At 61.2% G+C, this 25318-nt stretch carries 25 protein-coding genes and 1 pseudogene; 16 read left to right on the forward strand and 10 right to left on the reverse strand.

Annotation, left to right across the window (positions count from 1 at the left end):
* Positions 1 to 34: 34 nt before the first annotated feature.
* Complete coding sequence (locus ABFX19_RS10305; RefSeq protein WP_346028256.1) at positions 35 to 1111, forward strand: quinone-dependent dihydroorotate dehydrogenase; 1077 nt, start codon at positions 35 to 37, stop codon at positions 1109 to 1111.
* A 22-nt stretch (positions 1112 to 1133) separates the two neighbouring features.
* Here the strand turns inward: ABFX19_RS10305 and ABFX19_RS10310 are convergent, their stop codons facing one another.
* Positions 1134 to 1652 carry a DUF3043 domain-containing protein gene (locus ABFX19_RS10310; protein WP_327019701.1) on the reverse strand — a complete coding sequence of 173 codons (519 nt, stop codon included), beginning with the start codon at positions 1650 to 1652 and terminating at the stop codon, positions 1134 to 1136.
* 129 nt (positions 1653 to 1781) lie between these two features.
* Here ABFX19_RS10310 and ABFX19_RS10315 point away from each other — a divergent pair.
* The 6 genes and pseudogenes from ABFX19_RS10315 to ABFX19_RS10340 all read left to right on the forward strand — a co-directional run bounded on the left by ABFX19_RS10315 (position 1782) and on the right by ABFX19_RS10340 (position 7969).
* A pseudogene (locus ABFX19_RS10315) lies at positions 1782 to 3183 on the forward strand (M20/M25/M40 family metallo-hydrolase).
* A gap of 204 nt (positions 3184 to 3387) precedes the next feature.
* Positions 3388 to 3771: a HesB/IscA family protein gene (locus tag ABFX19_RS10320; protein WP_026544041.1), complete on the forward strand. Its 384-nt coding sequence runs from the start codon at positions 3388 to 3390 to the stop codon at positions 3769 to 3771.
* 221 nt (positions 3772 to 3992) lie between these two features.
* On the forward strand, positions 3993 to 4874 hold the full coding sequence (gene ctaC, locus ABFX19_RS10325; protein WP_346028257.1) for an aa3-type cytochrome oxidase subunit II: 882 nt from the start codon (positions 3993 to 3995) through the stop codon (positions 4872 to 4874).
* 4 nt (positions 4875 to 4878) lie between these two features.
* Positions 4879 to 6600, forward strand: coding sequence for an aa3-type cytochrome oxidase subunit I (ctaD, locus tag ABFX19_RS10330; protein WP_346028258.1), 1722 nt, complete (start codon positions 4879 to 4881; stop codon positions 6598 to 6600).
* Positions 6601 to 7002, forward strand: coding sequence for a cytochrome c oxidase subunit 4 (locus tag ABFX19_RS10335; RefSeq protein ID WP_346028259.1), 402 nt, complete (start codon positions 6601 to 6603; stop codon positions 7000 to 7002).
* 184 nt (positions 7003 to 7186) lie between these two features.
* Entirely contained in the window at positions 7187 to 7969 is a 783-nt protein-coding gene (locus ABFX19_RS10340; protein WP_056549524.1) for a GntR family transcriptional regulator, read from the forward strand.
* A gap of 104 nt (positions 7970 to 8073) precedes the next feature.
* Here ABFX19_RS10340 and qcrB read toward each other — a convergent pair whose 3' ends face one another.
* The 4 genes from qcrB to ctaE form a co-directional block, all read right to left on the reverse strand.
* Positions 8074 to 9759, reverse strand: coding sequence for a cytochrome bc1 complex cytochrome b subunit (gene qcrB, locus ABFX19_RS10345; protein WP_346028260.1), 1686 nt, complete (start codon positions 9757 to 9759; stop codon positions 8074 to 8076).
* The gene (qcrA, locus tag ABFX19_RS10350) at positions 9756 to 10784 is read right to left on the reverse strand and encodes a cytochrome bc1 complex Rieske iron-sulfur subunit (protein ID WP_277357111.1); all 1029 of its coding nucleotides are present in this window, start codon (positions 10782 to 10784) and stop codon (positions 9756 to 9758) included. The genes qcrB and qcrA overlap by 4 nt, the downstream gene beginning before the upstream one ends.
* Before the next feature lie 72 nt (positions 10785 to 10856).
* A complete protein-coding gene (qcrC, locus tag ABFX19_RS10355) occupies positions 10857 to 11645 on the reverse strand; it encodes a cytochrome bc1 complex diheme cytochrome c subunit (protein WP_056549531.1) in 789 nt (262 codons plus the stop codon).
* Positions 11646 to 11756: 111 nt separating this feature from the next.
* On the reverse strand, positions 11757 to 12395 hold the full coding sequence (ctaE, locus tag ABFX19_RS10360) for an aa3-type cytochrome oxidase subunit III (RefSeq protein ID WP_082566157.1): 639 nt from the start codon (positions 12393 to 12395) through the stop codon (positions 11757 to 11759).
* A 149-nt stretch (positions 12396 to 12544) separates the two neighbouring features.
* Between ctaE and trpD the strand changes: the two genes are divergently transcribed.
* A complete protein-coding gene (gene trpD / locus ABFX19_RS10365) occupies positions 12545 to 13603 on the forward strand; it encodes an anthranilate phosphoribosyltransferase (RefSeq protein ID WP_346028261.1) in 1059 nt (352 codons plus the stop codon).
* Between the two features lie 8 nt (positions 13604 to 13611).
* Here the strand turns inward: trpD and ABFX19_RS10370 are convergent, their stop codons facing one another.
* On the reverse strand, positions 13612 to 13893 hold the full coding sequence (locus ABFX19_RS10370; protein WP_056549538.1) for an Lrp/AsnC family transcriptional regulator: 282 nt from the start codon (positions 13891 to 13893) through the stop codon (positions 13612 to 13614).
* Positions 13890 to 14333, reverse strand: a complete 444-nt coding sequence (locus ABFX19_RS10375) for a DUF3054 domain-containing protein (RefSeq protein WP_346028262.1) — start codon at positions 14331 to 14333, stop codon at positions 13890 to 13892. Before ABFX19_RS10375 ends, ABFX19_RS10370 begins: the two co-directional genes overlap by 4 nt.
* Positions 14334 to 14448: 115 nt before the next feature.
* Here ABFX19_RS10375 and ABFX19_RS10380 point away from each other — a divergent pair, with 115 nt between their 5' ends.
* The 4 genes from ABFX19_RS10380 (at position 14449) to ABFX19_RS10395 (ending at position 17211) form a co-directional block, all read left to right on the forward strand.
* Positions 14449 to 14721, forward strand: coding sequence for a DUF2277 domain-containing protein (locus ABFX19_RS10380; RefSeq protein WP_277357114.1), 273 nt, complete (start codon positions 14449 to 14451; stop codon positions 14719 to 14721).
* Positions 14722 to 14880: 159 nt separating this feature from the next.
* Positions 14881 to 15300 carry a VOC family protein gene (locus tag ABFX19_RS10385; RefSeq protein ID WP_277357115.1) on the forward strand — a complete coding sequence of 140 codons (420 nt, stop codon included), beginning with the start codon at positions 14881 to 14883 and terminating at the stop codon, positions 15298 to 15300.
* Between the two features lie 97 nt (positions 15301 to 15397).
* Positions 15398 to 16582, forward strand: a complete 1185-nt coding sequence (locus ABFX19_RS10390) for an MFS transporter (protein ID WP_346028263.1) — start codon at positions 15398 to 15400, stop codon at positions 16580 to 16582.
* The gene (locus ABFX19_RS10395; protein ID WP_277357117.1) at positions 16582 to 17211 is read left to right on the forward strand and encodes a peptide deformylase; all 630 of its coding nucleotides are present in this window, start codon (positions 16582 to 16584) and stop codon (positions 17209 to 17211) included. The genes ABFX19_RS10390 and ABFX19_RS10395 overlap by 1 nt, the downstream gene beginning before the upstream one ends.
* A gap of 27 nt (positions 17212 to 17238) precedes the next feature.
* Here the strand turns inward: ABFX19_RS10395 and ABFX19_RS10400 are convergent, their stop codons facing one another.
* Positions 17239 to 19254 carry a S9 family peptidase gene (locus ABFX19_RS10400; RefSeq protein WP_346028264.1) on the reverse strand — a complete coding sequence of 672 codons (2016 nt, stop codon included), beginning with the start codon at positions 19252 to 19254 and terminating at the stop codon, positions 17239 to 17241.
* A 66-nt stretch (positions 19255 to 19320) separates the two neighbouring features.
* On the opposite strand from ABFX19_RS10400, the gene ABFX19_RS10405 reads away from it, so the two are divergent.
* The 4 genes from ABFX19_RS10405 (at position 19321) to ABFX19_RS10420 (ending at position 22373) form a co-directional block, all read left to right on the forward strand.
* On the forward strand, positions 19321 to 20196 hold the full coding sequence (locus tag ABFX19_RS10405) for a putative RNA methyltransferase (RefSeq protein ID WP_277357119.1): 876 nt from the start codon (positions 19321 to 19323) through the stop codon (positions 20194 to 20196).
* A gap of 130 nt (positions 20197 to 20326) precedes the next feature.
* Positions 20327 to 20806 carry an NfeD family protein gene (locus ABFX19_RS10410; RefSeq protein WP_277357120.1) on the forward strand — a complete coding sequence of 160 codons (480 nt, stop codon included), beginning with the start codon at positions 20327 to 20329 and terminating at the stop codon, positions 20804 to 20806.
* A gap of 36 nt (positions 20807 to 20842) precedes the next feature.
* On the forward strand, positions 20843 to 21790 hold the full coding sequence (locus tag ABFX19_RS10415; protein ID WP_056549550.1) for an SPFH domain-containing protein: 948 nt from the start codon (positions 20843 to 20845) through the stop codon (positions 21788 to 21790).
* A 235-nt stretch (positions 21791 to 22025) separates the two neighbouring features.
* Entirely contained in the window at positions 22026 to 22373 is a 348-nt protein-coding gene (locus tag ABFX19_RS10420) for an RNA polymerase-binding protein RbpA (protein WP_056549551.1), read from the forward strand.
* A gap of 114 nt (positions 22374 to 22487) precedes the next feature.
* Here the strand turns inward: ABFX19_RS10420 and ABFX19_RS10425 are convergent, their stop codons facing one another.
* The gene (locus tag ABFX19_RS10425; protein ID WP_277357121.1) at positions 22488 to 23225 is read right to left on the reverse strand and encodes a polyprenol monophosphomannose synthase; all 738 of its coding nucleotides are present in this window, start codon (positions 23223 to 23225) and stop codon (positions 22488 to 22490) included.
* A gap of 444 nt (positions 23226 to 23669) precedes the next feature.
* On the reverse strand, positions 23670 to 25298 hold the full coding sequence (locus tag ABFX19_RS10430) for an amidohydrolase (RefSeq protein WP_277357122.1): 1629 nt from the start codon (positions 25296 to 25298) through the stop codon (positions 23670 to 23672).
* Positions 25299 to 25318 lie beyond the last annotated feature (20 nt).

The following is a 25318-nucleotide window of genomic DNA, read 5'->3' on the forward strand; positions in this document are numbered from 1 at the left end:
GGTGAAGCGGCTGCGGGCATGGCAACTTTGACCCATGCGTATTTATCCTGCCTTCTTCCGCGTCGTCTTCAGCGGTATGGACCCTGAGCGCGCGCACCGGATCGGCTTCCGCCTGATCCGGTGGACGGGCAGGACCCCGGTGGGCGGCGTCCTGCGCCGCATTACCGCGCCGCCTGCCGAACTGCAGACTACGGCGTTCGGCGTGACCTTCCCGTCACCGTTCGGGCTTGCGGCCGGTTTCGACAAGGAGGGACACGGCGCCGCCGCGCTGGCTGACCTGGGGTTCGGCCATGTAGAGATCGGAACAATCACTGGGCAGGCGCAGCCGGGAAATCCAAAACCACGGCTCTTCCGGCTGGTCGAGGACCGGGCGGTGATCAACCGGATGGGTTTCAATAACGACGGCGCCGCTGCAGTTGCTCCGCGCATCGCGGCCGCACGCCGCACGCTTGAACGACGCTACCCGTCGGTACGGCCCGTGATCGGCGTGAACATCGGCAAGACCAAGACTGTGGATCTGCGCGATGCGGTCGCCGACTACCGAATATCCGCGACGGCGTTAGCTCCGCTTGCGGACTACCTGGTGGTCAACGTCAGCTCGCCCAACACCCCGGGACTCCGTCTGCTGCAAAGCGTCCGCTCTCTCCGCCCCCTTCTGAAAGCGGTCCGAAAGGCTGCGGATGAAAGCGCCGACCGTCACGTACCGCTGTTGGTGAAGATCGCCCCGGATCTGAGCAATGAGGACATCGAGGAGGTAGCGGCGCTGGCACTGGAGCTGAAACTGGACGGCATCATCGCAACCAACACCACCGTCACCCGGGAAGGCCTTACGACCGATCCGGAAACCGTGATGGCTTGTGGGGTAGGTGGGTTGAGTGGTGCTCCGCTCAAGGCACGTTCGCTTGAGGTACTCACGCGCTTGCGGCAGGCGGCCGGGCCCGAACTGGCCCTGATCTCGGTGGGCGGAGTGGAAACAGCAGACGACGTCGTTGACCGTCTCAACGCTGGAGCCAACCTGGTGCAGGGCTACACCGCGTTCCTTTACGAAGGCCCTTTCTGGGCTTCGTCGATCAACCGCGCGCTGAGGAACCACCCCCGCCTGCAGCGCTGAAGCGGCGCGCGATGTCCCGCTGTTAGGCGGGAAACTGCCCGCGGCTTACCTGCGGCTTGGGAAGACGGAGCCGACGGATCTGCATGGCACGTGAGATACCGTACCAAAGATCCCCACGCCCGGGTTCGCCGAACTTCGCTGTCAGTTGCGCCTTGAGCTTGCGGCGCAGGAGAAGGCAGTCAACGATCACCGCCATGATGATCACCCAGAAGGTCAGCATGACGTAGCCCTGGAGAGTCAGATTGGGGATGAAGCTCAGGAAGACAAAGACCAGCGCCGCAAACATCAGGAACTCGGCGACATTCCAGCGTGCGTCCACATAGTCACGGACGTAGCGACGGGCCGGGCCCTTGTCACGGAACGGCAGGTGCCGCTCATCGCCGTTCTCGAGTGCACGCCGCATCCGCAGTTGGTCCTCGCGCCGCGCCAGGCGGCTGGCCTCCCGCGCTGCCTTCCGGTCATTCGGAACCAGGGGCCGCTTCCGGGCCGCTTCCTGAACGCTGCGCCTGGGAGTGGGCGCGCCCTTACCGGCCGTTCTCAATCGCTGTTCCTCCGCGACTTGCTCTGCGGGATTCTCAACAACGGCAGCGTCTCTTTTTCGTCCAAACACCCCTCTAGGATACCCGTCCTGAGCGCCGGATTCTCCGCATGCGTGTGTAGGCTCGAAGGCATGAATATGCCTTCAAGTGATCTACTGCCGGACACCACCGTTGCTGCCCTGCGTTCCACCGTCGACTCCGCATTCCCGCGGACAATTGAGGAGCTCAAGTCGCTCGTCGCCATTCCGGGTGTGGCCTGGGCAACCTTTGATCCCGCGGAACTCGATCGCAGTGCTGAAGCAGTTGCTTCGCTAGTCCGATCCACGGGCATCACGGATGTGCGTATCCTCCGAATGGACAACAACGGCACACCCGGTGGTCCTGCTGTCGTCGCGCGGCGTCCGGCTGCTGCGGGAAAACCGACCATCCTGCTCTATGCACACCATGATGTCCAGCCCCCCCGGTGAGCGGGACCTGTGGGAAAGCGAGCCGTTCGTCGCCGAGGAACGAGACGGCCGGTTATACGGGAGGGGAGCAGCGGACGACAAGGCCGGCATTATGGCCCATATCGCGGCGGTCCGAGCTGTCTCCGAGGTCCTGGGGGAGGACCTTGGCCTGGGCATCACCTTATTCATCGAGGGTGAAGAGGAGGCTGGATCCCCGACCTTCCGCAGCTTCCTAGAAGAACACCGTGAACTCCTGCGCTCCGACGTCATCGTGGTTGCGGACTCGAGTAACTGGAAGGTCGGCATCCCTGCCCTCACAACCAGCCTGCGCGGACTGGTTGATGGTGTAATCGAGGTCAGAGTCCTGGAACACGCTGTCCATTCCGGTATGTTCGGCGGTCCTGTATTGGATGCGCCGACCCTGCTTGCCCGATTGATTGCCACCCTTCACGACGACGATGGCAGCGTCGCCATCCAGGGCCTTGTTTCGAATGACGACGCGGATGTGAACTATGCGGAAGCTGACTATCGCGCTGATGCCTCGGTTCTCGACGGCGTGCAGCTGGCTGGCACAGGCTCCCTTGCGTCACGGTTGTGGACGAAGCCCGCACTGTCCATCATCGGCATCGATGCGCCAGGAGTAGCTGTCTCATCGAACACGCTCCTGCCCACAGCGCGGGCGAAGTTCAGCCTTCGGCTAGCGCCCGGACAGGAGCCCCAGAAGGCTATGGCCGCCGTCGAGCGCCACGTGCGCTCCCACGCTCCGTTCGGCGCCACGGTGACGTTCACGCCGGGGGAGTCAGGCAACCCCTTCTCCACCGACACAACGAGGCCGGCAGCCCAGATCGCACTGTGGGCCTTGCAGACCGCCTGGGGAACGCAGGCCGTTGAAGCGGGGATCGGAGGGTCCATACCCTTCATCGCGGATCTGACTGAGGTCTATCCGGAGGCGCAAATTCTGGTGACCGGCGTCGAGGACCCGGATTCACGGGCACACAGCGCCAACGAATCGCTCCACCTGGGTGAGTTCAACCGTGCGGTGCTCGCAGAGGCTCTGATGCTCGCGCGGCTCAACGCCGGCGGCTGACACCAGTGCCCCGCCGCGCACTGCCGGGCCGGCCCGGAATGTTTGACCAGCATGGATCGTTACACAGCTGGGCAGGCTGTGCCCACCGGACGTACCATGGGACGGACAGCGCTGCGAGGCGCTGAAAGCCACACGCCGCCCGGCGTTATGATCGCAGGCGGGGGAACCGGTGCGGCGGGCACATAGTAAAGGAGAACGCACACCATGAGCACATCAACAAGCGAACCAACCACTGAGACGGCCGCAGATACCGAACTGCCGGTACATGAGGTTAACCTGTCAGATGTTGCTGCCGGCAAGGTACGCAGCCTCCTTGAGCAGGAGGGCCGGACTGATCTGCGTTTGCGCGTGGCGGTCCAGCCCGGCGGGTGTTCGGGGCTGATCTATCAGCTTTACTTCGATGAACGCGTCCTCGATGGCGATGCGGTTCGTGACTTCGACGGCGTGGAGGTCATCGTTGACCGCATGAGCGTTCCCTACCTCGCCGGGGCCTCCATTGACTTTGAGGACACCATCTCCAAGCAAGGCTTCACCATCGACAACCCGAACGCCGGCGGGTCCTGCGCCTGCGGTGACTCCTTTCACTAGAGGTCCATCCCGAAAGTGGGGTACCAAAGCCCCCGTCACGTATCCGAAAGAGGTACGGACGGGGGCTTTGTTGTCACACGATGGCTGCCGTTGCGGGTAAGCTCTACAGTGAGTAGTAAAACTGAAAGTGCATCGCGTTTGAGTAGCAGCTCAGGCAGCACCGTGCACGGAAATGCTGTCACCGTCGGTGGCACCGCACGTGAGAAAAGGAAGGGCCGTCTGTGAGTTCGCAGGACCGAACCGGCAGCCGACGCGCAAAGATTTTCAAGGTCTCAAGCCTCGTGGTCGTGGCTGCGCTGTTCTTGTCTGGTTGTTCATCAGAAGTCCAAAAGGGTTGGTTACCCACCGAGCGTGATACCACCAACCACACCGGTCGGATCATTGACCTGTGGGTCAACTCCTGGATCGCTGCCCTGATAGTAGGCGTCATCACCTGGGGCCTGATCATCTGGTGCATCGTCGCGTACCGTCGTCGTCGCAACGAGACCGGGTACCCGCGCCAGATCAGCTACAACCTTCCGCTGGAAGTGTTTTACCTGACAATTCCGATCTTCATGGTGCTGGTGCTCTTCTACTTCACCGACCGTGATCAACAGATCATCGACGCCCGTGTCGAGGACCCCGATGTCATCATCGATGTGCGCGGCAAGCAGTGGTCGTGGGACTTCAACTACGTGCTCGAGGACAAGTATTCCTCAGGTGTCCAGGCTCAACTCGATGGTGAGCCGGGCGTCCCGGAAACTCTTCCGACGCTTTATCTGCCGGTCAACCAGACGGTGGAATTCCGGCTCAACTCCCGCGACGTAATCCATTCGTTCTGGGTTCCGGCCTTCCTTCAAAAGCGGGACATGATTCCCGAACGGGAAAACTACATCACCCTGACTCCCACGCGTGAGGGCGTCTTCGAAGGGAAGTGCGCCGAGCTGTGCGGCGAGTACCATTCGGAGATGTTGTTCAACGTAGCGGTTGTCTCCGAGGAGGAGTACCAGGCCTATCTGGAAACCCTTGAGGACGGCCAGCTGGGCGAAGAGTATGACCGCAATCCGCAGACTGTGACCGGCGAGAGCCCCAGCGGAGCTGACGAGCAAATTGGGCAGGATTAATTAGATGTCTACTTACGAATACACTGCCGAGGACGCCGGCACGACGGTTGCTCCACGGGTTGTACCGCGGTCCAAGGGACGCATAGTCGTCAACTGGATCACCTCCACTGATCACAAGACCATCGGGTATATGTACCTGATCGCCTCATTCGTGTTCTTCTGCCTCGGTGGGGTTATGGCGCTTGTCATCCGCGCCGAGCTGTTCGAACCGGGAATGCAGATTCTGCAGACCAAAGAGCAGTACAACCAGCTCTTCACCATGCACGGCACGGTTATGCTGCTCATGTTCGCAACCCCGCTGTTTGCCGGGTTCACAAACGTCATCATGCCGTTGCAGATCGGTGCACCCGACGTCGCCTTCCCACGGCTGAATGCCCTTGCTTTCTGGTTCTTCCTTTTCGGCAGCACCATCGCAGTGTCCGGATTCATCACGCCGCAGGGCGCTGCCTCGTTCGGCTGGTTCGCGTACGCCCCGTTGTCCAATACAACGTTCTCGCCTGGTGTTGGTGGTGACTTATGGGTGTTCGGGCTTGCTCTTTCCGGATTCGGCACCATCCTTGGCGCCGTCAACTTCATCACCACAATCATCTGCATGCGCGCTCCCGGCATGACCATGTGGCGCATGCCGATTTTCACCTGGAATGCACTCGTCACGTCGATCCTCGTGTTGATGGCGTTCCCGCCGCTCGCTGCCGCTCTGTTTGCGCTCGGTGCCGACCGGCGGTTCGGAGCACACATTTTCGATCCGGACAACGGAGGAGCGATCCTATGGCAACACCTCTTCTGGTTCTTCGGACACCCAGAGGTGTACATCATCGCGCTGCCGTTCTTCGGTATTGTCTCGGAGATCTTCCCGGTCTTCAGTCGTAAGCCGATCTTCGGCTACAAGGGCATCGTTTTCGCAACGATCGCCATTGCGGCACTTTCCGTGACGGTGTGGGCGCACCACATGTACGTGACCGGCGCCGTTCTGCTGCCGTTCTTCGCCTTCATGACGATGCTGATCGCGGTGCCCACGGGAGTGAAGTTCTTCAACTGGATCGGCACTATGTGGCGGGGATCGATAACATTCGAGACCCCGATGCTCTGGAGCCTCGGTTTCCTCGTCACCTTCCTGTTCGGTGGTCTGACCGGAATCATCCTTGCATCCCCGCCGTTGGACTTCCACGTGTCCGACACCTACTTCGTAGTGGCTCACTTCCACTACGTGGTCTTCGGTACCGTCGTCTTCGCGATGTTCGCCGGCTTCTACTTCTGGTGGCCGAAGTGGACGGGAAAGATGCTGAACGAGCGGCTGGGCAAGATCCACTTCTGGCTCCTGTTCCTTGGCTTCCATGGAACGTTCCTGATCCAGCACTGGTTGGGCGTCATCGGTATGCCACGGCGCTACGCTGACTATCTTCCTGAAGACATGTTCACCGCAATGAACCAGTTCTCCACCATTGCTTCCTTCGTTCTGGGCGCGTCGTTGATCCCGTTCTTCTGGAACGTTTACATCACCTGGCGGAGCGGTACAAAGGTCGAGGTCGACGATCCGTGGGGCTTTGGAGCATCGCTGGAGTGGGCTACCTCCTGCCCGCCACCACGGCACAACTTCACCTCCCTGCCACGTATCCGCTCGGAACGCCCTGCGTTGGATCTACACCACCCGGAGCTTGCGCAGTGGCACACACCAGGTTCACCGGCAGGCCAGCTGCTCGGATCCGCTGATCGGAAGGACGCTTAAGTGAAGGTAGAAACACGACTGTTCCTTCTACTGGTTCCCTTTTTTGTACCTGTAGCAGTGGTCTACGGTTTCCTGACCAATTGGTCTGAGTGGGTTGGCATTCTAGGCATCCTGCTTGTGGGCGGTGTCGCCGCCATGATCGGCTTCTACCTCGGGTTCACGGGGCGCCGCGTGGGACTGCGCCCGGAGGATCGCCGCGACGCGGAGATTCATGAAGGCTCGGGCGAGCAGGGGCATTTCAGCCCTTGGAGCTGGTGGCCGCTTGTCCTCGGCCTTGCTGCAGCCGGCGGTTTCCTGGGCCTCGCTGCTGGATGGTGGATTCTCTACGTGTCGGCGGGCCTGGCGGCTATCGCACTTGTCGGATGGGTCTTTGAATACAGCAGGGGAGACCACGCGCACTAGTCGTCCAAAGCGTGTCCGAAATGGAGGGTCCCGTACATATTTTGTGCGGGACCCTTCGTGTACCTCCTCTTGAGAGTAGTTGCTCTGGATTACTCCGTCGCCGCTCCTGATACCAAGCTATAGAATATGGTGACCATACCGGTCTATCTAGCCGGGTTCGCACCCGTGCATAACAGGAGCCGTCATGCCGGATCAACTCGACGCACTGCGTACTACACTCGACGGCAAGGCGGCCAAGCATGTACAGCTTCGCGAACTGCTCCGCGAGTACATCCTGTGTCACGCGGAGCCTGGTACAGCCATTCCGTCTGAGCGGAAGCTGACCGAACACTTCGGTGTTGCGCGGATGACTGTACGACACGCCATCGACGCACTGGTTGCCGAGGAGGTTCTGGAACGAATCGTAGGCCTTGGAACCTTCGTAGCCCACACAAAGCTCGATCTGCAGATGAAGCTCACCTCCTACAGCGAAGAGATGCACCGCAGGGGCATGGTCCCGGATGCTCGGGTACTCAGCTTCGAGCAGATGGCAGCCACACCGCTCATTGCCCGCGAACTGCAGATTGAGCAGGGCGTCCCGGTCGTCAGGTTCCGGCGTCAGTTGTTGGCAGACCGCGAACCAATGAGTGTGGACGAAAACTTCATCCCGGCACACCGCGTCCCCGGAATACTTGATGATGCTCCGCCGACGTCGCTGTATAACGTTCTCAGCGAGAGATACGGGCTCGTGATGGAATGGGGGGAAGACACAGTGGAGGCGACTGCGGCGTCGCCCTCTATTGCCCGTCTGCTGAACGTCGAGATGGGCGCCCCTCTCCTGAAGATTCAACGCCATGCCTATGTGGCCCGGGCCATGGTGGACTATTCGGTCTCGTACTACCGGGCTGACAGGTACAAGCTGTGGGTTCCGCTTCAGCGCCCCGGTGTCCGCACACCTCGCACCTACACTGCCAAGCGCTTCAGCTGAACGTCATCTGCCGAATGAGCCCAGCCCGATAGGGAGAGAGCTATAGAAAGAGGAGTGGGGCGCACTGGGCGCCCCACTCCTCTTTCTATAGCTCTCAGCCCCGACTACTTGCTGGAGATGGCAGCCTTGTCATGCTCGCTTGCAACTTCGCCATGGTGGCCGTGCGAGTGAGCCTCCTCAAGCTCCGCTGGTGTGACTGGTGCGACACGATCCTCGAAGAAGAACTTCGAAGCCCATGCGCGGCCCTTCTCACCCTTTGACACATGACCGTTGACGTCCGCTTCAGCGGACAGAGTGACGGGCGAATCGAAACTGACCAGCTTGTAACGCTTGTACTCGTCCACCGGCTCGTGGACCTCGATGAACTCACCGTGGGGGAGCCTTACGATACGACCCGTCTCACGTCCGTGGAGCACAATCTCGCGGTCCTTGCGCTGGAGGGCCAGCGCAATACGACGGGCCACGATGAAACCGATCACGGGCCCGATGATCACCAGGACACGGAGCCAGTAAGTCACATCATTCAGCGAGACCATGAAGTGCGTAGCGATGAGGTCGGAACTGGCTGCTGCCCACATGACGCAGTAGAACACCACGCCTGCCACGCCGATGCCGGTGCGGGTAGGAGCGTTACGCGGCCGATCGAGCAAGTGCTTCTCCCTGCGGTCCTTGGTCACCCAGGCTTCAATCCACGGCCAGGCAAACAGCAGCGTAAAGACAATCCCTGCAGGCACGAGCGCAGGGAACAGCACGTTCAGAGAGAGCGTGTTAGTGCCCCAGGGGAATGGGATTTCCCACTCGAACGGGAAACCCGCCAGAATGCCGGGCATAAGACGCAGGGCGCCGTCCACCCACCCGATGTACCAGTCGGGCTGGGTACCGGCCGAGACAGGGGAAGGATCATAAGGTCCATAGTTCCAGATGGGGTTGATCGTGAATGCCGCTGATATTGCGGCGATGATACCGAAGACGATGAAGAAGAAGCCGCCGGCCTTCGCCGCGTAAACGGGACCGACCGGATAGCCCACTACATTGTCATTGGTGCGGCCCGGGCCGGGGAATTGAGTGTGCTTGTGAACAACTACCAGGAAGAGGTGCATCGCGATCAGCAGGAGAATCAGAGCCGGAATCAGGAGGATGTGGAGCACGTACAAGCGCGGGATGATCACGGTACCGGGGAATTCACCGCCGAACAGGAAGAAACTGATGTAGGTCCCCACCACGGGAATTGACTTGATCACGCCGTCGATGATTCGAAGACCGTTACCGGAGAGCAGGTCGTCCGGGAGTGAGTACCCCGTGAACCCTGCGGCCATCGCAAGGATGAGCAGCACACCGCCGATAACCCAGTTCAGCTCGCGCGGACGCCGGAATGCACCGGTGAAGAAAACCCGCAGCATGTGCACTGACACGGCAGCAACGAAGAGCAGTGCAGACCAGTGGTGTACCTGCCGCATGAACAGCCCGCCACGGATATCAAAGGAGATATCGAGCGAGGAAGCGTAGGCCACCGACATTTCGATACCGCGCAGCGGTACGTAGCTTCCTTCGTAATGTGTTTCGGCCATCGAAGGGTCGAAGAAGAAGGTCAGGAATGTACCCGACAGAAGAAGGATGACGAAGGAGTAAAGCGCAACTTCGCCAAACATGAACGTCCAGTGGTCTGGGAAAATTTTCCGCCCAAACTCTTTGACTATCGCGGATCCACCGACGCGGGTATCGACGAAGTTGGCAATCTTGCCGACGTTTGTCTTTGGCTGGTACTGGTGTCCAGCTGCTGAGCTGCTCACACTCCACGCTCCCAGTAACTTGGTCCTACGGGTTCTTGGAAGTCGCTCGTCGCTACCAGGTAACCTTCTTCATCCACGGAGATGGGAAGTTGGGGGAGCGGCCGGGCGGCCGGGCCGAAAATAACCTTCGCTTCTTGGGTGACGTCGAAGGTTGACTGATGGCACGGACAAAGCAGGTGATGGGTCTGCTGTTCGTAAAGGGCTACAGGGCAGCCCACATGGGTACAAATCTTGGAATAGGCAACGATGCCTTCATAGCCCCAATCCTCGCGCCCCGGAGACGGGTTCAGCGATTCAGGACTCAGGCGCATGAGTAGAACAACAGCCTTAGCCTTTTCCTCGAGTTTGTGTTCCGCCTCATTGAGGCCCTCGGGAATGACGTGGAACGCTGAGCCAATAGTGACGTCCGAAGCCCTGATCGGGGTGCCGCTCGGATCACGGGTCAGCCGTACGCCTTCATCCCACATGGTCTGGCGAAGCACGTCACCGGGCAGCGGACCGAGGTCCCGGAAGATTGCGATGGCCGGGAAGATTGCGAGGATTCCCGCGCCGAGGAGCGTATTGCGGATCAGCGGCCTGCGCTTGATTCCGGATTCTTCCAGGATGTCGCCAACGATTTTTTCAGCGTCAGCGCGGTCTGCTTCGGGGCGAATCTCGTGCCGGTCCTCAGCGATCTCATGATCCGGCATCAGCGTCTTGGCCCAGTGCACGATTCCGACACCAATGCCAAGCATGGCGAACGCGGTTCCCAATCCGAGGAGCAGGTTCTGTAGGCGGAGGTTCGCGATTGTCTGGTCGAGGGGGATAAAGAAATATCCGAAGAAGAAAAGCAATGTTCCAAAGATGGAAACGAGGAACAGCACTCCGACCTGACGCTCTGCGCGTTTCTCAGCCCGGGGGTCTACGTCAGCCAAACGCGGCCGGTGCGGTGGGAGTCCAGGATCCTGGAACTTCTGCAAGCCGCCCTGACCCGGCTTAGCTACGGTAACCGCGTTCTCCGGGCTGCCGTCACTATGGTCGGCCATGATCCCTCTCATCCTTCTTTAGAAACTTCACTCGTCAATCCTGTGTCCTTGGTTTAGTGCTGTGGCCGCTCGCTACGAGGAGCGGGAGGTCAGCCAGACTGTGAACGCGATTATCACTCCGAGCCCAGCAACCCAGATGAACAGTCCTTCTGACACCGGTCCTAGGGAACCAAGGTCCGCGCCGCCGGGGGAACCCTGCTCTTCGATGATGTTGAGGAACGCGATGATGTCCTGCTTGCCCTCAGGGGTGATGTTCGCGTCGCTGAAAACCGGCATGTTCTGCGGCCCGGTGATCATCGCTTCGTAGATGTGCTTGTCCGTCACGCCTTCGAGCGCCGGAGCGAACTTGCCCCGAGTCAACGCTCCACCAGCAGCGGCAGCGTTATGGCACATTGCGCAGTTCACTCGGAAAAGTTCACCGCCGGCAGCGGGGTCGGCACCTTCCAGGTCGAGCTCTTCCTCGCCGGGAATTGCAGGACCTGCGCCCAGCGAGGCGACGTAGGCGGACATCTGCCGGATCTGCTCATCGGTGAACTGAACCGGCTTCTGAAGCGCCTGCGGGCCCTGCATTTGAAGCGGCATACGCCCGGTGCCAACCTGGAAGTCAACTGCTGCGGCTCCCACGCCGACCAGCGAGGGCCCGTCTTCAGTGCCGGCCGCTCCCATGCCGTGGCACGTTGCGCAATTTGCGACGAAAAGTTTTTCGCCTTCTTCAATATCACTGGCTGAGAAAGTGGTTTGTGCCTTGGCCTCGTTCGCGTTGCTAGCGACGGCATAGATGCCACCTGTTAGCAACAATCCCATTAGCAGCAGCGCTATTGCTGCCAGGGGGTGACGCCGCCTCTGCGAAAGTGCCTTCACGTCCTGTTTCCTGCCTTCTGTATTGCTTCGGTACGGTACACGATTGGTGTCAGCCACCCTCGCGACCGCCACGCTAATTCTACACCGGGTAGAAAAGGGTTCAAGAGCAATCTACTTCAAGAAGTAGATGATGATGAACAGCCCGATCCACACCACGTCGACGAAGTGCCAGTAGTACGAAGTGACAATCGCCGACGTCGCTTCAAAGTGTCCGAACCGTTTGGCCGCGTAGGCGCGTCCAATAATGAAGAGAAAGGCGATCAGACCGCCGATGACGTGCAGGCCGTGGAAACCGGTGGTGATGTAGAACGACGATCCATAGGCATTGGCGGAAAGGGTGATCCCTTCGGCGACCAATTCTGCGTACTCATATGCCTGCACTGCCACGAACACTGCGCCCATGAGGAAGGTCAGCAGGTACCACTCGACCATGCCCCACTTGGCGATGTTGAACACTCCACCCGCCCTGCGGGGCTGGAGCCGCTCGGCGGCGAACACACCCATCTGGCAGGTGAACGAGCTCGAAACCAGAATGATGGTGTTGATCAGCGCAAAAGGTACATTCAGCTTCTCCGTCTCGGCAGCCCAGAGTTCGCCGGACGTGGAGCGCAATGTGAAGTACATGGCGAAGAGTCCGGCAAAGAACATAAGTTCACTGGAAAGCCATACAACGGTGCCTACCGACACCATGTTTGGCCGGTTGAGTGTTGGATGCGCAGTGGAGCTGGGGGCATGGGTCGCTGTCGTCACTCTGACATTATGTCTCTAAAAGATCCCACTTCACCAATGCGAAACGGCCTCGGCGTGCCCAGCTCATATGTGCGGATGCGAGAGTTGCCTGTAACGGCGCGGGAGTAACACCGTGATGAGTTTCTACAATTCGTAGATAACCTAGGGGAGTGACTGCGATTCCTGCTCCAGAAGCCCCCGCAACCAGCTGGCCGCAGCTGATCTCGAAGCTCATCGAGGGAGAGGATCTCACTGCGCCGCAGACCCGTTGGGCAATGGATTCCATTATGGAAGGACTCGCCTCGCATGCACAGGTCGCCGGATTCCTGATTGGCCTGCGAGCAAAGGGGGAATCTGTTGAGGAACTGGTGGGCCTCGTCGAGGCGATGCTCTCGCGTGCTCACACTATAGACGTGCCAGGTCCTGCCCTGGACATCGTGGGAACCGGCGGAGACGGCCTGAACACGCTCAATATCTCGACCATGTCCTCGCTGGTGGCCGTTGGTGCCGGTGCCAGGGTAGTCAAGCACGGGAATCGCGGTGCCTCCTCTTCCTCGGGTGCAGCTGATGTCATCGAGGCGCTGGGGGTGCGGCTTGACTTGTCTATCAGTGACGTAGCGCGCTCGGCGGAGCAAGCCAATATCACCTTCTGTTTTGCGCAGGTCTTTCACCCGTCGATGCGCCACGTTGCAGTACCGCGCAGGGAACTCGGTGTCCCTACCGCCTTCAATTTCCTGGGTCCGCTCAGCAATCCGGCCGGAGTCGAAGCGCAGGCGCTGGGTTGCGCCAGTGAACGGATGGCGCCGCTCATGGCGGGTGTTCTCGCAGCCCGGGGAGTCCGGGCGCTGGTTTTCCGGGGCAGCGACGGCCGCGACAAGCTGACGACGAGCGGATCATCCACCGTCTGGGAGGTGCGCGGCGGGGCCGTCGCCGAGCACACCGTCCATCCGGGTGATTTCGATCTGCCGGAAGCGGCTGTCGAGGCTCTGCGGGGTTCAGACGCCCAAAGCAACGCGAAGGTGGTTCGCGCCGTACTGGCGGGGGAGAAGGGGCCGGTGCGCGACGCCGTCGTCCTCAATGCGGCAGCGGGACTGACTGCGCTGGACACTGAGCACTCGGCTCCGCTTGTTGAGCGGATTCGAGCAAATATGCGCCGCGCAGAGCAGTCGATCGATTCTGGCGCGGCCCAGGCAGCGTTGGACCGCTGGATAGCGGTCACCAGCTCATAAGCGAGTGCTTAGCCCTCGAAACCGAGGGAGAAGGCGGCGTCGAGATCATGCTTCGAGTAGGACCGAAACGCAATCTGGGTGGTGGTCGATTCGACGCCCTCCACTTTTGACAACCGGTCGGCAATTACGTCCGCGAGATCTTCGTGGCGGTTCACCCGCGCAATGGCAATGAGGTCCCATTCGCCGGTGACTGAGTACACCTCGCTGATGCCCTCGAGTTCAGAAATTTCCTGCGCGCACTCGGGGATACGGCTGGCGTCGGTCTGGATGAGTACGAACGCACTGATCATCTGGGTGCTCCTTGGTTTCGACTGGTGTCCGTTGTGGGTTGTGGTTGAGGACGACGGCGCTGCATCAGCCGTACACCGGCGCGAGGGGCAATCAGGAACAGTCCCAATACGCCGAGCGCGACAATCTGGAACGACAAAGCCGCACCATCACCGAGAAGCACCCGTAGCGCCAGACCGCCGGCTGCCGTTCCCAGCCATAGCGGGACTGCAGTGCACAACAGCGCAAGGGGCCGGTGCCATGGACGCAAAATCGCCGTCGTGACGAAATAGGCAATGAGGAAGGGGAGTGCTGTACGAGTAATGCCGGAGGCGGAAAGCGCACCATAGTGGGAGAGGTGTCCGAGAAGCGCGAAGAGGGAAATCAACACGACGTCGGTGGTCAGCCAGGATGCGTACCCCCGACTGTTGGCAGCCCCGCGGCCGGAACTTACGCTCGTCATGATGTCAGCCTACTGGCTCCGGAAGCGAGACACCGCCTGCACGCAACGCCGGGGTGTCAGGGCAGTTGCATGCCCGCCTGTTCCATAGCGAAGAGACTCGATCTACCCTTGAACCATGTGCAGGAACATCAGAACACTCCATAATTTTGAACCGTCAGCAACCAGCGACGAGGTTCATGCGGCTGCGCTGCAGTACGTCCGGAAAATCAGCGGTACCACCAAACCATCGAAGGCGAACCAGGAGGCTTTCGATCGGGCTGTGGCGGAAATCGGATTCATCACCGAGCGACTCCTGGCGGAACTGGTCACGTCCGCGCCGCCGAAAGACCGGGACGAGGAAGCCGCGAAGGCGAAGGAGCGCTCAGCGCGTCGCTTCGCAACCGCCTGACCGGTTCGCTCGCGCCGCGCTTTCGCACGGTCGAAGAACCAGGTGCAAAAGGACTGGGAGCGGAACCTTTCGTGGTGCACTATGGTGACGGAGCGCACCGCAAGCGCGCCTCGACGAGAGGCACCGGTCGCCCCGGTGATGCGACACGAGGAGACCGATATGAGCACCCGCCTGAATCCTTACCTGGGCTTCCGCGATACCGCCCGGGAAGCGATGACGTACTACCAATCAGTCTTCGGCGGTGAACTTACCCTCAGCACGTTTGGTGATTTCCAAGCCAGCGAGGACGAAAGCGAGCTGGACAAGATCATGCACGGAATGCTGACCGCGGACAACGGAATGGTGCTGATGGCAGCTGACACGCCCAACAGCATGGACTACACACCCGGCAATACGTTTTCGATTTCCCTCAGCGGCGAGGACGAAAATGAGCTGCGCGGTTATTGGGACCGCCTGGCTGGAGAAGGGACTGTGACTGTTCCCCTCGAAGTTGCTCCTTGGGGTGACCACTTCGGTATGTGCACCGACAAGTTCGGTGTTGCCTGGCTGATCAACGTCGCCGGCCAGCCGCAGCAGTAGGGGCAGGGAATCCGATCCTTTAGTTGACATAATGTCGATTATCGGCACTTCGCGGGAGGGGTCTGGAAGGGGCAGGCCAGGCGTCTCACGGCGGAATGTGCTGATCGTTTTATGTCTGACCGAAATCACCAGTTGGGGCATTCTCTTCTACGCCTTCCCTGTTCTTGCCGGACAGATCAGTTCGACCACCGGCTGGACGCTCCCTGTTGTCAACGGTGCGTTCTCGACCGGACTGGTGTGTTCGGCGCTCACGGGACTGGTTGTCGGTCGAATTCTGGACCGCAGTGGACCTCGGGCCGTGATGACTGCAGGGTCTTTCATCGCCGCGCCCGCGCTGTGCATGGTCGCCCTGGCCGCCAACCTCCCGATGTTCTTCGCTGGCTGGGTGCTGACCGGCGCAGCCATGGGCATGGTCCTGTACCCACCGGCGTTCGCCGCTGTAACGCGTTGGTGGAGCGTTGGGCGCACCCGCGCGCTGACCATTCTGACAATCGTGGGCGGACTGGCCAGCACGGTCTTTGCGCCGTTGACTGCCGTCATTTCAGCCGGCGTCGGTTGGCGCTCCACCTACCTGATCCTCGCGCTCGTGCTTTTCATCGTCACCGTTCCGGCGCATTTTTTCGGGCTTCGCCGGCCGTGGGAGCCGCACCGGTCCCACCCCGGGCTACCCGAGATTGCGCACGGGCAGCCCGACGAAATCGCCAGGAGCGTGCCGTTTCTGGCCCTCGTAGCGGCTGTCAGTCTGGCCGCCCTCGCGTCCTTCGCCGCCGTCGTCAATCTGGTTCCGCTACTGACCGAGCGCGGGATCAGCACCTCGCTGGCGGCCACGGCGCTGGGAATAGGCGGCGTCGGCCAGGTTCTCGGCCGCCTGGGCTACAGCCTCTTCGAACGGCTTCCGCTTCGTCTCCGGACAGCACTGGTGCTACTGGGAACAACGCTGACGACGGCGCTGCTGGGCCTAACTGAGACCCTCACCGCCGCACTGTTGATCGCTCTCGCAGCCGGTGTTGCACGCGGAATCTTCACCCTCCTGCACGCGACTGCTGTTCCGGATCGCTGGGGCCCGGCCCATTACGGCCGGTTGACGGCTCTCGTCGCCTCACCCATCACCCTCGCCACGGCACTCGGTCCGTGGGCAGGCGCCGGCCTCGCCGCTCTATTGGGAAGCTACTCACGCGCTTTTCTTGTGCTTGCAGCAATCAACGCCGTCGCCATCCTGTTGGCCTTCTACAGTGTGCCGAGGGGATCATCCATGCCAGGCGGCGAACCTAGGATGGACTGATGAACTTCCACTCTCCCGAAAGTATCCGGGCGCTGGTGCACCGTGTTATCGCGCAGGACCAGCCGCCGATCGTCCAACTGGGTGATCCGGTGCTGCGGAACCCCGCCGCCCCGTTCGACGGTCAGCTCGATGATTCAGAGCTGGCCGGACTTCTCGCCGTTATGCGCAAGGCCATGCAGGACGCACCGGGCGTCGGACTGGCAGCACCGCAATTGGGAATACCGTTGCGCCTCGCGGTCATCGAAGATGTCATTCCCCAGCCCGTCGAGGTTGCCGAACTCCGTGAACGGCCGCTGCTGCCCTACTTTGCAGTGATCAACCCGATGTACACGCCCATCGGCCGGGAGACGTCGTCGTTTTTTGAAGGCTGCCTGTCCTTCAGCGGTTGGCAGGCCGTGGTTGCACGGAGTCGATCGGTACAGCTCGAATACCTGACGCCCGAAGGCAAGAATGTAACCCGGCAGTTCACGGGCTGGCCCGCCCGCATCGTCCAGCACGAAACCGATCACCTGAACGGTGCCATTTATATCGACAAGGCCAACACGCGATCGCTTGTCAGCAGCGCAGCTTACAGTGAGCGCTGGGCGCAGCCCGGAATCGAACTGGCCCAACGCTCACTCAACTTCTAGGCACCTTCACCGCAGATGCGCGCAGGGTCAAGCCGGCTGATTCTTCTTGCTCGGCAACTTGTCAGCCCACCACCGCAGGATGTGCTCGAACCGCTGTCGCCGGTGCCACGGTGTGCCGGAGCGCGACAGTTCGTGCGTCTCCCCCGGGAAAATCAGCATTTCGGTCTCCACTCCGTGGCGCTTCAGAGCGGTATAGTAACGCTGCGCCTGCTCGAGCGGACAGCGCAGATCCTCCTCCGAGTGGATAACGAAGGTGGGGGTCCGAACCTTGTCGACGTGCGCATACGGACTCTGCGCCCGGACCTTCTCGGGGTCCGCGCCGGTGTAAGCCTCGGAGAAGAACCAGCCGATGTCCGACGAGCCGATGAAGGACTCAGGGTCGAGGAAGCCCCGTTCAACGATGGCGCCCTGGAAACGGTGGTCGTTCGCAATCAGCCAGGCTGTCAGGTAACCGCCATAGGAGCCGCCCATCACACCCAGCCGGTCTCCGTCCAGCCCGTCATACTTCGCCACAGCGCCCTCAAGGAACGCGAGGACGTCCTGCATGTCCACCGTGCCCATCGCTTCCTTGATCACGCGGCCGTGTTCCTGACCGTAACCGGCTGCGCCGCGGGGGTTGCACATGAGAACCGCGTACCCTGCCTCGAGAAACACCTGCGCCTCGTCGAAGTAGCCCCAGCCGTACTGGGCATAGGGCCCGCCGTGGATGTTGAGGAGAACGGGATGCGGGCCCTCGCCCTCCGGCACCAGCACCCAGCCGTGCACGGGATAGCCGTCCGGCGCAGTGAACGTCTCCTCCTGCGGTTCGACGACTGTTGTCTCGCTGCGCAAGGCAGCCGAGAAGTCGGTCAGCCGTGTCAGCGTCTTGCCGTCGATCCTCGCAACGTCTCCCATGGTGCCAGGGTCCGTGTAGGTGACGACGATGATGCCATCACGGCTTGCGGCGCCCGTCACGATGTATTCACCGTCCGCCACCGTTTGGATTGCACCCTGCGAATTCACACGGCGCAGATCTCCGGCGCCGCGGCTGCGGTTGAAGACAAGGACGCTGTCCGCTCCAGCCTGGACAACTTCGCCGACTTCCCCGAGGTCGAGCACTTCCGGATCCGTCAATACGCGCACCTGAGCCGGATCCTCGACCGGCGCAATGTACAGGGCGGTATTACGCGCCACGAAGTCGACGCCGCTCGTTGACAGCGAGCTGCCGAGGTAGAAGAGCCACTGGCCATCCTCGCTGTGAACCGGGTTACCGCAGCTGACGAGTTCGTCGGTGAAGTTGCTCAGCCGCTGCATGTCGGAACCATCCAGCGCAATGGAATAGATGTCCGAACGCAGGTTGGTTGCGGAGTCCGGCTCCAGGGCTGCGCTGAACAGGATGCGCGAGCCGTCAGCGGAGAAAGTCGGCTCCGAGTGGTCGGCATCCGCATCGGTGAGCTGCTTCGGCTCGGTGTAAGCTGACGGCGCGTCCTCCTTACCAGAGCGTGCCGCCCGCCCGACGGGCTTCACAAACGGCTCCTCACCCAACGGCGGAACATCCAGGAGAAAAAGCTGTGACCGCTTATCCGCGATGTAGCCGGCACCATTCATCTGGTATTTGAAGCCGTCGATGAGCCGTGGATTCTCCTGCCCGCCGGACACTCCCTCCACCGTGCCGTACCGGCCGTCTTCGGGCACGCGAGCGGACAGCACCAGCCGTCGGGAGTCGGGCGACCATTCAAACCCGGACACGCCGAGAGGTCGGTCGGTCAACTGCCGCGGCTCCCCTCCCCTGCTGTCCGTAAGGAAAACCTGGGGCTTGCCGCCAGCGGATGTCCGCAGGAAAGCGAGCGCGGCGCCGTCGGGCGAGTATTTGGGTGAGCTGTCCCGAAAGCCGCGGGTGAGGCGGCGGGGAGAACCATTCTCCAGCGGCACCTCCCATAGCTGACCGACATAGGCGTCGGCGTCGTAGTCCGGCCGGGTTACGGAGACTACGCAGCGTTGGGTGTCCGGGTGGAGCGAGGGTGCGCTCACTGAATGAAGAAGATTGAGTGTGTTTGGTTTCACATTCCGAGACTATGCCTCCGAGGCGCCGACACTCAAAATGGGCAGGGGTCCACCTACGATGGTGGGGTGCCGACTTACCCGGAATCTCTGCTCCTCTGTCCGGTCTGTCGGGATCCGTTGACGGTGAATTCCGCCGGTCAGCACGGGAAGAAGATGGACGACGGCGCGGCACGCTTCCTGCGTTGTCCGCGGGGCCACCGCTTCGACGCGGCACGGCAGGGCTACTTCAATCTGCTGACCGGACGGGGAACCGAGTTCGAATCAGATACCGCAGCGATGGTGCAGGCCCGTGTCGACTTCCTCGGGGGCGGGCATTTCCAGCCGCTGGCGAACGCGGTCTCCTCGGCCGCCGAGAGTTTCGCCGGGAACCTGCCCCTGGTCCTCGATGTCGGAGCGGGGACCGGTTACTACCTCAAGGCGCTTCAGGAAAGGGTGTCCGTCTCCGCGTCGGTCGCGCTGGACATCTCGAAGTATGCGTTGAGGCGGTCAGCAAAAGAGCTACCGGATGCACTCTGCCTGGTGTGTGACGTCTGGAGACCCCTGCCGGTCGCTGATCAGCGCGTAGACCTCCTCCTCAACATCTTCGCTCCACGGAATGTACCTGAGTTCGCTCGGGTTTGCAGCGACCGGGCGGTCGCGCTGGTGGTCACTCCGCTGCCACACCATCTCCGGGAAATTGCAGAGCTTGCGGGGCTCCTCGGCATCCGTCCTGGAAAGGCCACAGAGGTGGCCACCTCGATGGCGGAATTCTTCGATGTGATTGAAGTCAGGAGGGTGGAGTTCGGGATGCGCCTCTCCCCCATCGATGTGCGCAATGTTGCGGCCATGGGCCCGGCAGGCCACCACACCCTGCGCATCGACGTCGACTCCCTTCCTCCCACTTCGGACGTCACCGCGGCCTTCACCGTTCAGGTCTTCCAAAAGCGCGCGCACACAAGCTAGCCGGTCAGGATATGTCGCGCAGGGATATTCCGCCGGGGCTATATATTTCGCTCCGCGGGTTTGGCATGATGGTTGGTAGGCACTCCGGGCGTATTGCAGAGCCGCAGTGCCGTCAGGGAGGGGAAGACTGATGCTTGACTGGCTGGTTCAGAACACCTGGATACTATGGCTCGTGCTTGTGCTCGGCCTGGCCGCGGTTGAGACGCTGACTCTCGACCTGTTCTTCCTCATGCTGGCAACGGGAGCCCTTGCCGGACTGGTGGGAGCGCTGGCAGGAGCAAGCTTCTTCATCCAGGTCGTGCTCTTTTGCGTCGTCTCCCTCCTGATGGTGCTGCTCGTTCGGCCGGTGGCCCTCCGGCACCTCAAGAGCGGCTCAGCCGAGCAGCTCAGTAATATCGACCGACTGATCGGTGAGCAAGCCCTCGCCTTGGAACCGGTGACCGGGGTGACCGGCACAGTCAAGATCGGCGGTGACACCTGGACCGCGCGGACCTCCGACGGCTCTTCGTTGCCCGCCGGGAGTCGCGCCACCGTCTCCCGGATCGATGGGGCAACTGCCGTCGTCGTCGGCACACAACAGGCGGAAAGCGGACCGATCATCCCGTCGTGAGACGGGACCTGCACCATTCACACAACAAGGGGAACCATGTTCACAGATTCAGGCGCAATCGGACTCACCATTGTTCTGATTGTTCTGATCGTTTTTGTCCTGATCATCCTGGTGAAATCCGTGCGGATCATTCCGCAGGCTCGCGCCGGTGTCGTCGAACGGCTCGGAAAATACCAGCGGACACTTCTGCCCGGGCTGACAATCCTGATTCCGTTTGTCGATCGACTGCTTCCGCTCCTCGACCTGCGCGAACAAGTCGTCTCGTTCCCCCCACAACCCGTCATCACCGAAGACAACCTCGTCGTATCCATCGACACAGTGGTCTACTTCCAGGTGACGGACGCGCGGGCTGCAACCTATGAGATCGCCAATTACATTCAGGCTGTGGAACAACTGACCACCACCACGCTCAGGAATGTCGTCGGCGGGCTGAATCTTGAGGAAGCGCTGACCTCACGGGACCAGATCAACGGTCAACTCCGGGGAGTTCTTGATGAAGCCACCGGACGGTGGGGTATCCGGGTCTCTCGCGTGGAACTGAAGGCGATCGATCCCCCGCACTCCATCCAGGACTCGATGGAGAAGCAGATGCGTGCAGAACGCGATCGCCGTGCTGCCATCCTTACTGCCGAAGGCACCAAGCAGTCACAGATCCTCACAGCAGAGGGCCAACGGCAGGCCGCAATCCTGGCTGCAGAAGGTGATGCAAAGGCTGCCATTCTGAGGGCTGACGGTGAGTCGCAAGCCATTCAGAAAGTCTTCGACGCCATCCACAAGGGCAACCCGACCCAGAAACTGCTCGCTTACCAATACCTGCAGACACTTCCGAAGCTCGCTCAGGGCAATTCAAACAAGTTGTGGATCATCCCGAGCGAAGTAGGGGAAGCACTCAAGGGAATTGGAAATGTACTGGGCGCGCAGGAGCGCGGTGAAATGGAGGACTCCGGGTCTTCCCTTCCTGCAGAGGACAACTCCCGCTCCTGAGGTTCCTCCGCTGAGATCATGCCGTTCGCTGGCTGGCCGATCGAATTGGGCTATTCCAGAAGCGTCGGTATAGTGGAGTGTTTGCCGAAGGAGAGTGCCGCCGGGAACAGACGGCGGTTGAGTGACGTTATACCTGTGGTAACACGGCGTCGAAGTCGTTGTGCTGTGCTCCCGAAGGGAGTGCGGCAGAGGCATCTGGGAGTCCAGGATGCCATACGTAGTTTAGGGAGAAAAGATGAGCGACCGTAGCCTGCGGGGTATGCGCCTTGGCGCCCAGAGCATGGAGACTGAGTCCGGCGTTGAGCCGGCACCCCGCCAGCGTGTTGAGTACCGTTGCGAGGACGGCGAACGTGTCTTCGTGACCTTCGCCGCTGAAGCGGAAATTCCTCCGGTATGGGTTTCCAAGACCGGCAAGGAAGCGCTGCTTGTGGATGGTGAGCGTCCCGACACCTCCGGAGACAAGCCCGTTCGTACCCACTGGGACATGCTTCTGGAGCGCCGTTCCATGGAGGAGCTGGAGCAGATTCTCGAGGATCGCCTGAACATCCTTCGGGAGCGCCGCGGGGAGCGCCGCTCCGCCTGATTCGTCGGTACCTGAGAAGCCCGGGAACTTCACCAAGTTCCCGGGCTTCTCTTGTATTCCAAAAGGCCTGCTTCTGCTGCGCTGGATGTTGGGCGCGGGACTGCCTCCCGGTGGCTACGGTCTGCCGGATAGGTGCCCGGCCAGAACCGACCACCGCGCTGCAATGCCCCAGCGGGTGACGTTGGCAATGGCCTCAAAGACGATATTGCCGCTCATCTTGGAGTCTCCGTACTCTCGTTCCACGAACGTGATGGGCACCTCAACAATGCGGAGCCCACATTTGGCTACCCTGAACGTCATGTCCACCTGGAACCCATAGCCGACAGAATCCACCGTAGCCAGATCGATGCTTTCGAGGGTCTCTCTGCGGAAAGCCCGGTAACCGGCTGTGATGTCGCGGACCGTCAGCCCCAGCATGGTACGTGAGTAGAGGCTGCCTGCCCTGGATAGCAGCTTGCGGTGGAGCGGCCAGTTGACAACCGATCCGCCAGGAACCCAACGGGACCCGATGACCAGGTGGGCGCGCGCAACAGCATCAATCAACGCAGGTAGTTGTTCCGGTTGGTGGGAACCGTCAGCGTCCATCTCGACGAGGACGTCATAGCCGCGCTCGAGCGCCCAGCGGAAGCCGGCGATGTAGGCAGCCCCCAACCCATCTTTGCCGTGCCGGTGCAGGACATGCACTGCGGGGTCCTTGGCGGCGATCCTGTCCGCGACTGCTCCTGTGCCGTCCGGGCTGTTGTCATCCACTACCAGGACGTCCGAATCCGGAACTGCGGCTCGTAGCCGGTCAAGAGTCAGCGGAAGGGACTGGCGCTCGTTGTAGGTAGGAATAATGGTGACAACGCGCACTCATGAACCTTTCGATGGGCCTGTGCGCAGGGCGCAACAGCCGAAGAATCCGGACCGGCTTCCCAGTATAGGCCGATGCGCGGAGCGCATCCTCGACATGTGGCTACGGGGAAATGGTGGTTACGGGTAGGTTCACACGCCTTCGGGCCAGCAGTGATCAATTGATCGGCGCTGTTTTCTACTGACGTGCAAACCTACCCGTTGTGATTACCAAGCCTTCCACCACGAAGAAAATCCGCGACGTTCGCGTCTTTCGTCCCCTTCGGCGTCCACGGTGTGCGGTGGCTCGGTCAGGTCTGTCCGGAATGCCGGATCTCAACCCGTAGATCTAAAAGCTTACGGCCTGTAGTGAGAGTGTCAACAGCGCTCTGACCTGCTAATTTATATGTTTCTGCAGGTCAGCGTCACGCCCGGTGAGATCGCCGGTTTGGCATTTGTCGGTCTTCACCGTGCGTCCAGCCCGCCGCGAGTGAAGAGCTGACGACCGTGATGCACGGTCTCAAGGCAACGAGGCTCACTGCCGGTATCCAGCGCGGGAAGCAAGGGCGTCCCTGCCCTCGGGTCAGTGCTCCAGGACTGTACTCTGCTGTCCGGTGTCTGGACCATGAGTTCGTCCACCTCCCATACCGCGTAGGAAGCCGGAGCCCCGGGGACCAGTTGGCCCAGCAGGGGGTTTTCGGCACCCACCGCGCGCCATCCTGCGCGCGTGTGAGCGATGAAAGCCGCACGCGCCGAAATTCTCTCCTCTGGGCTGGCGTGGGTCATGCATGCCCGGACAGATTGCCACGGTGACATTCTGGTGACCGGTGAATCTGAACCGAGGCACACAGGCACGCCCTGACTCAACAGACTCCCGACCCGATTCATCGGCACATAGCGGTCACGGCCGAGACGCTGTTCGTACAGGCCTCCCGGAGCTCCCCACAGAGCGTCAAAACCGGATTGGGCGCTGACAATAGCGCCGAAATGGACGAGGCTGCGGATGGACTCGTCATCGGCCATCTCGACGTGCTCAAGTCGATGCCGTGCGGCTCGCACCTTCTCGATTCCGTGGACCGCAGCGGCCTTCTCAAGCCCGGCGATCACCGTATCGAGTCCCTCGTCGCCGATGACATGGAAACCGGCCTGCCTGCCGGCAGCGGTGGCCGCACCGAGGTGGGAAGCGACGTCGTCGGCGTGCATGAAGGCGGTTCCGCTGGAGTGCGGCGCGTCAGCGTAGGGGACGCGCATGCGCGCCGTATGGGAACCGATCGAGCCGTCCACGTTGAGGTCCCCGCCCAGGCCCAGTACCCGACCATCGAAACCAGCGAGCACTGAGCGGAGCTCCTCTTCGGAAGTCACTGCCTGCCCCCAATAGGCAAGAACCTCAGGATGCGCTCCGTCAAGGGATAGCAGCGAAAGGACGTCCTCCCGCGGGGCTATGTGGGGCGCAGCCATCTCGACGACCGTAACGATCCCGTTGGCGGCCGCATTATCCAGCGCGGTTCGCTGTAGGGTTGTCCGCTCAGCTGCGCCGGGGCTGCGGACGGCGGTCCGTGCGGCGAGGTGCGCCTCCCGCACAACAAACCCGTTGTCCCATCCCGAATGTGTGTGGAGGGCAAGCCGCTGTGCCAGGGACGCGGATACGACGGCGGAATGAACGTCAGCCCGGACAAGGTAAACGTCTCTGCCTCCGGAGGCGTTGTCGAGTTCTGCCGCTGTAGGCGGACGTCGCTCGGACCACCTCGATTCATCCCAGCCGTTTCCCATGATGGTTCCCGGGATACTTGCGGCAGCGCCGGCAACGAGCTCCAGCAGCTCACCCAGGCTGTTGACCTCCGTGAGGTCAAGGGAGGTCAGCGCCAGACCGGTCTCGGTGGTGTGGAAGTGTGAATCGACGAAGCCGGGGGCTATGAGCGCTCCCTGCAGGTCAATTATCACCATGCTGCTGTCCGCCAGTGACGCCGCCGCATGTTCAGACCCGACCCAGGCCACCGTATCGCCGGTAACCAGCATCGCAGTTGCGAACGGATCGGCTGCGCTATAGACGGAACCGTTGCGGTAAAGAATGGGCTTTCGATCATTTACAGACACGGGCGTGCAACTTTCAGTGA

It is taken from the genome of Arthrobacter parietis (assembly GCF_039530425.1).
Classification (GTDB): Bacteria; Actinomycetota; Actinomycetes; order Actinomycetales; family Micrococcaceae; genus Arthrobacter_D; species Arthrobacter_D parietis.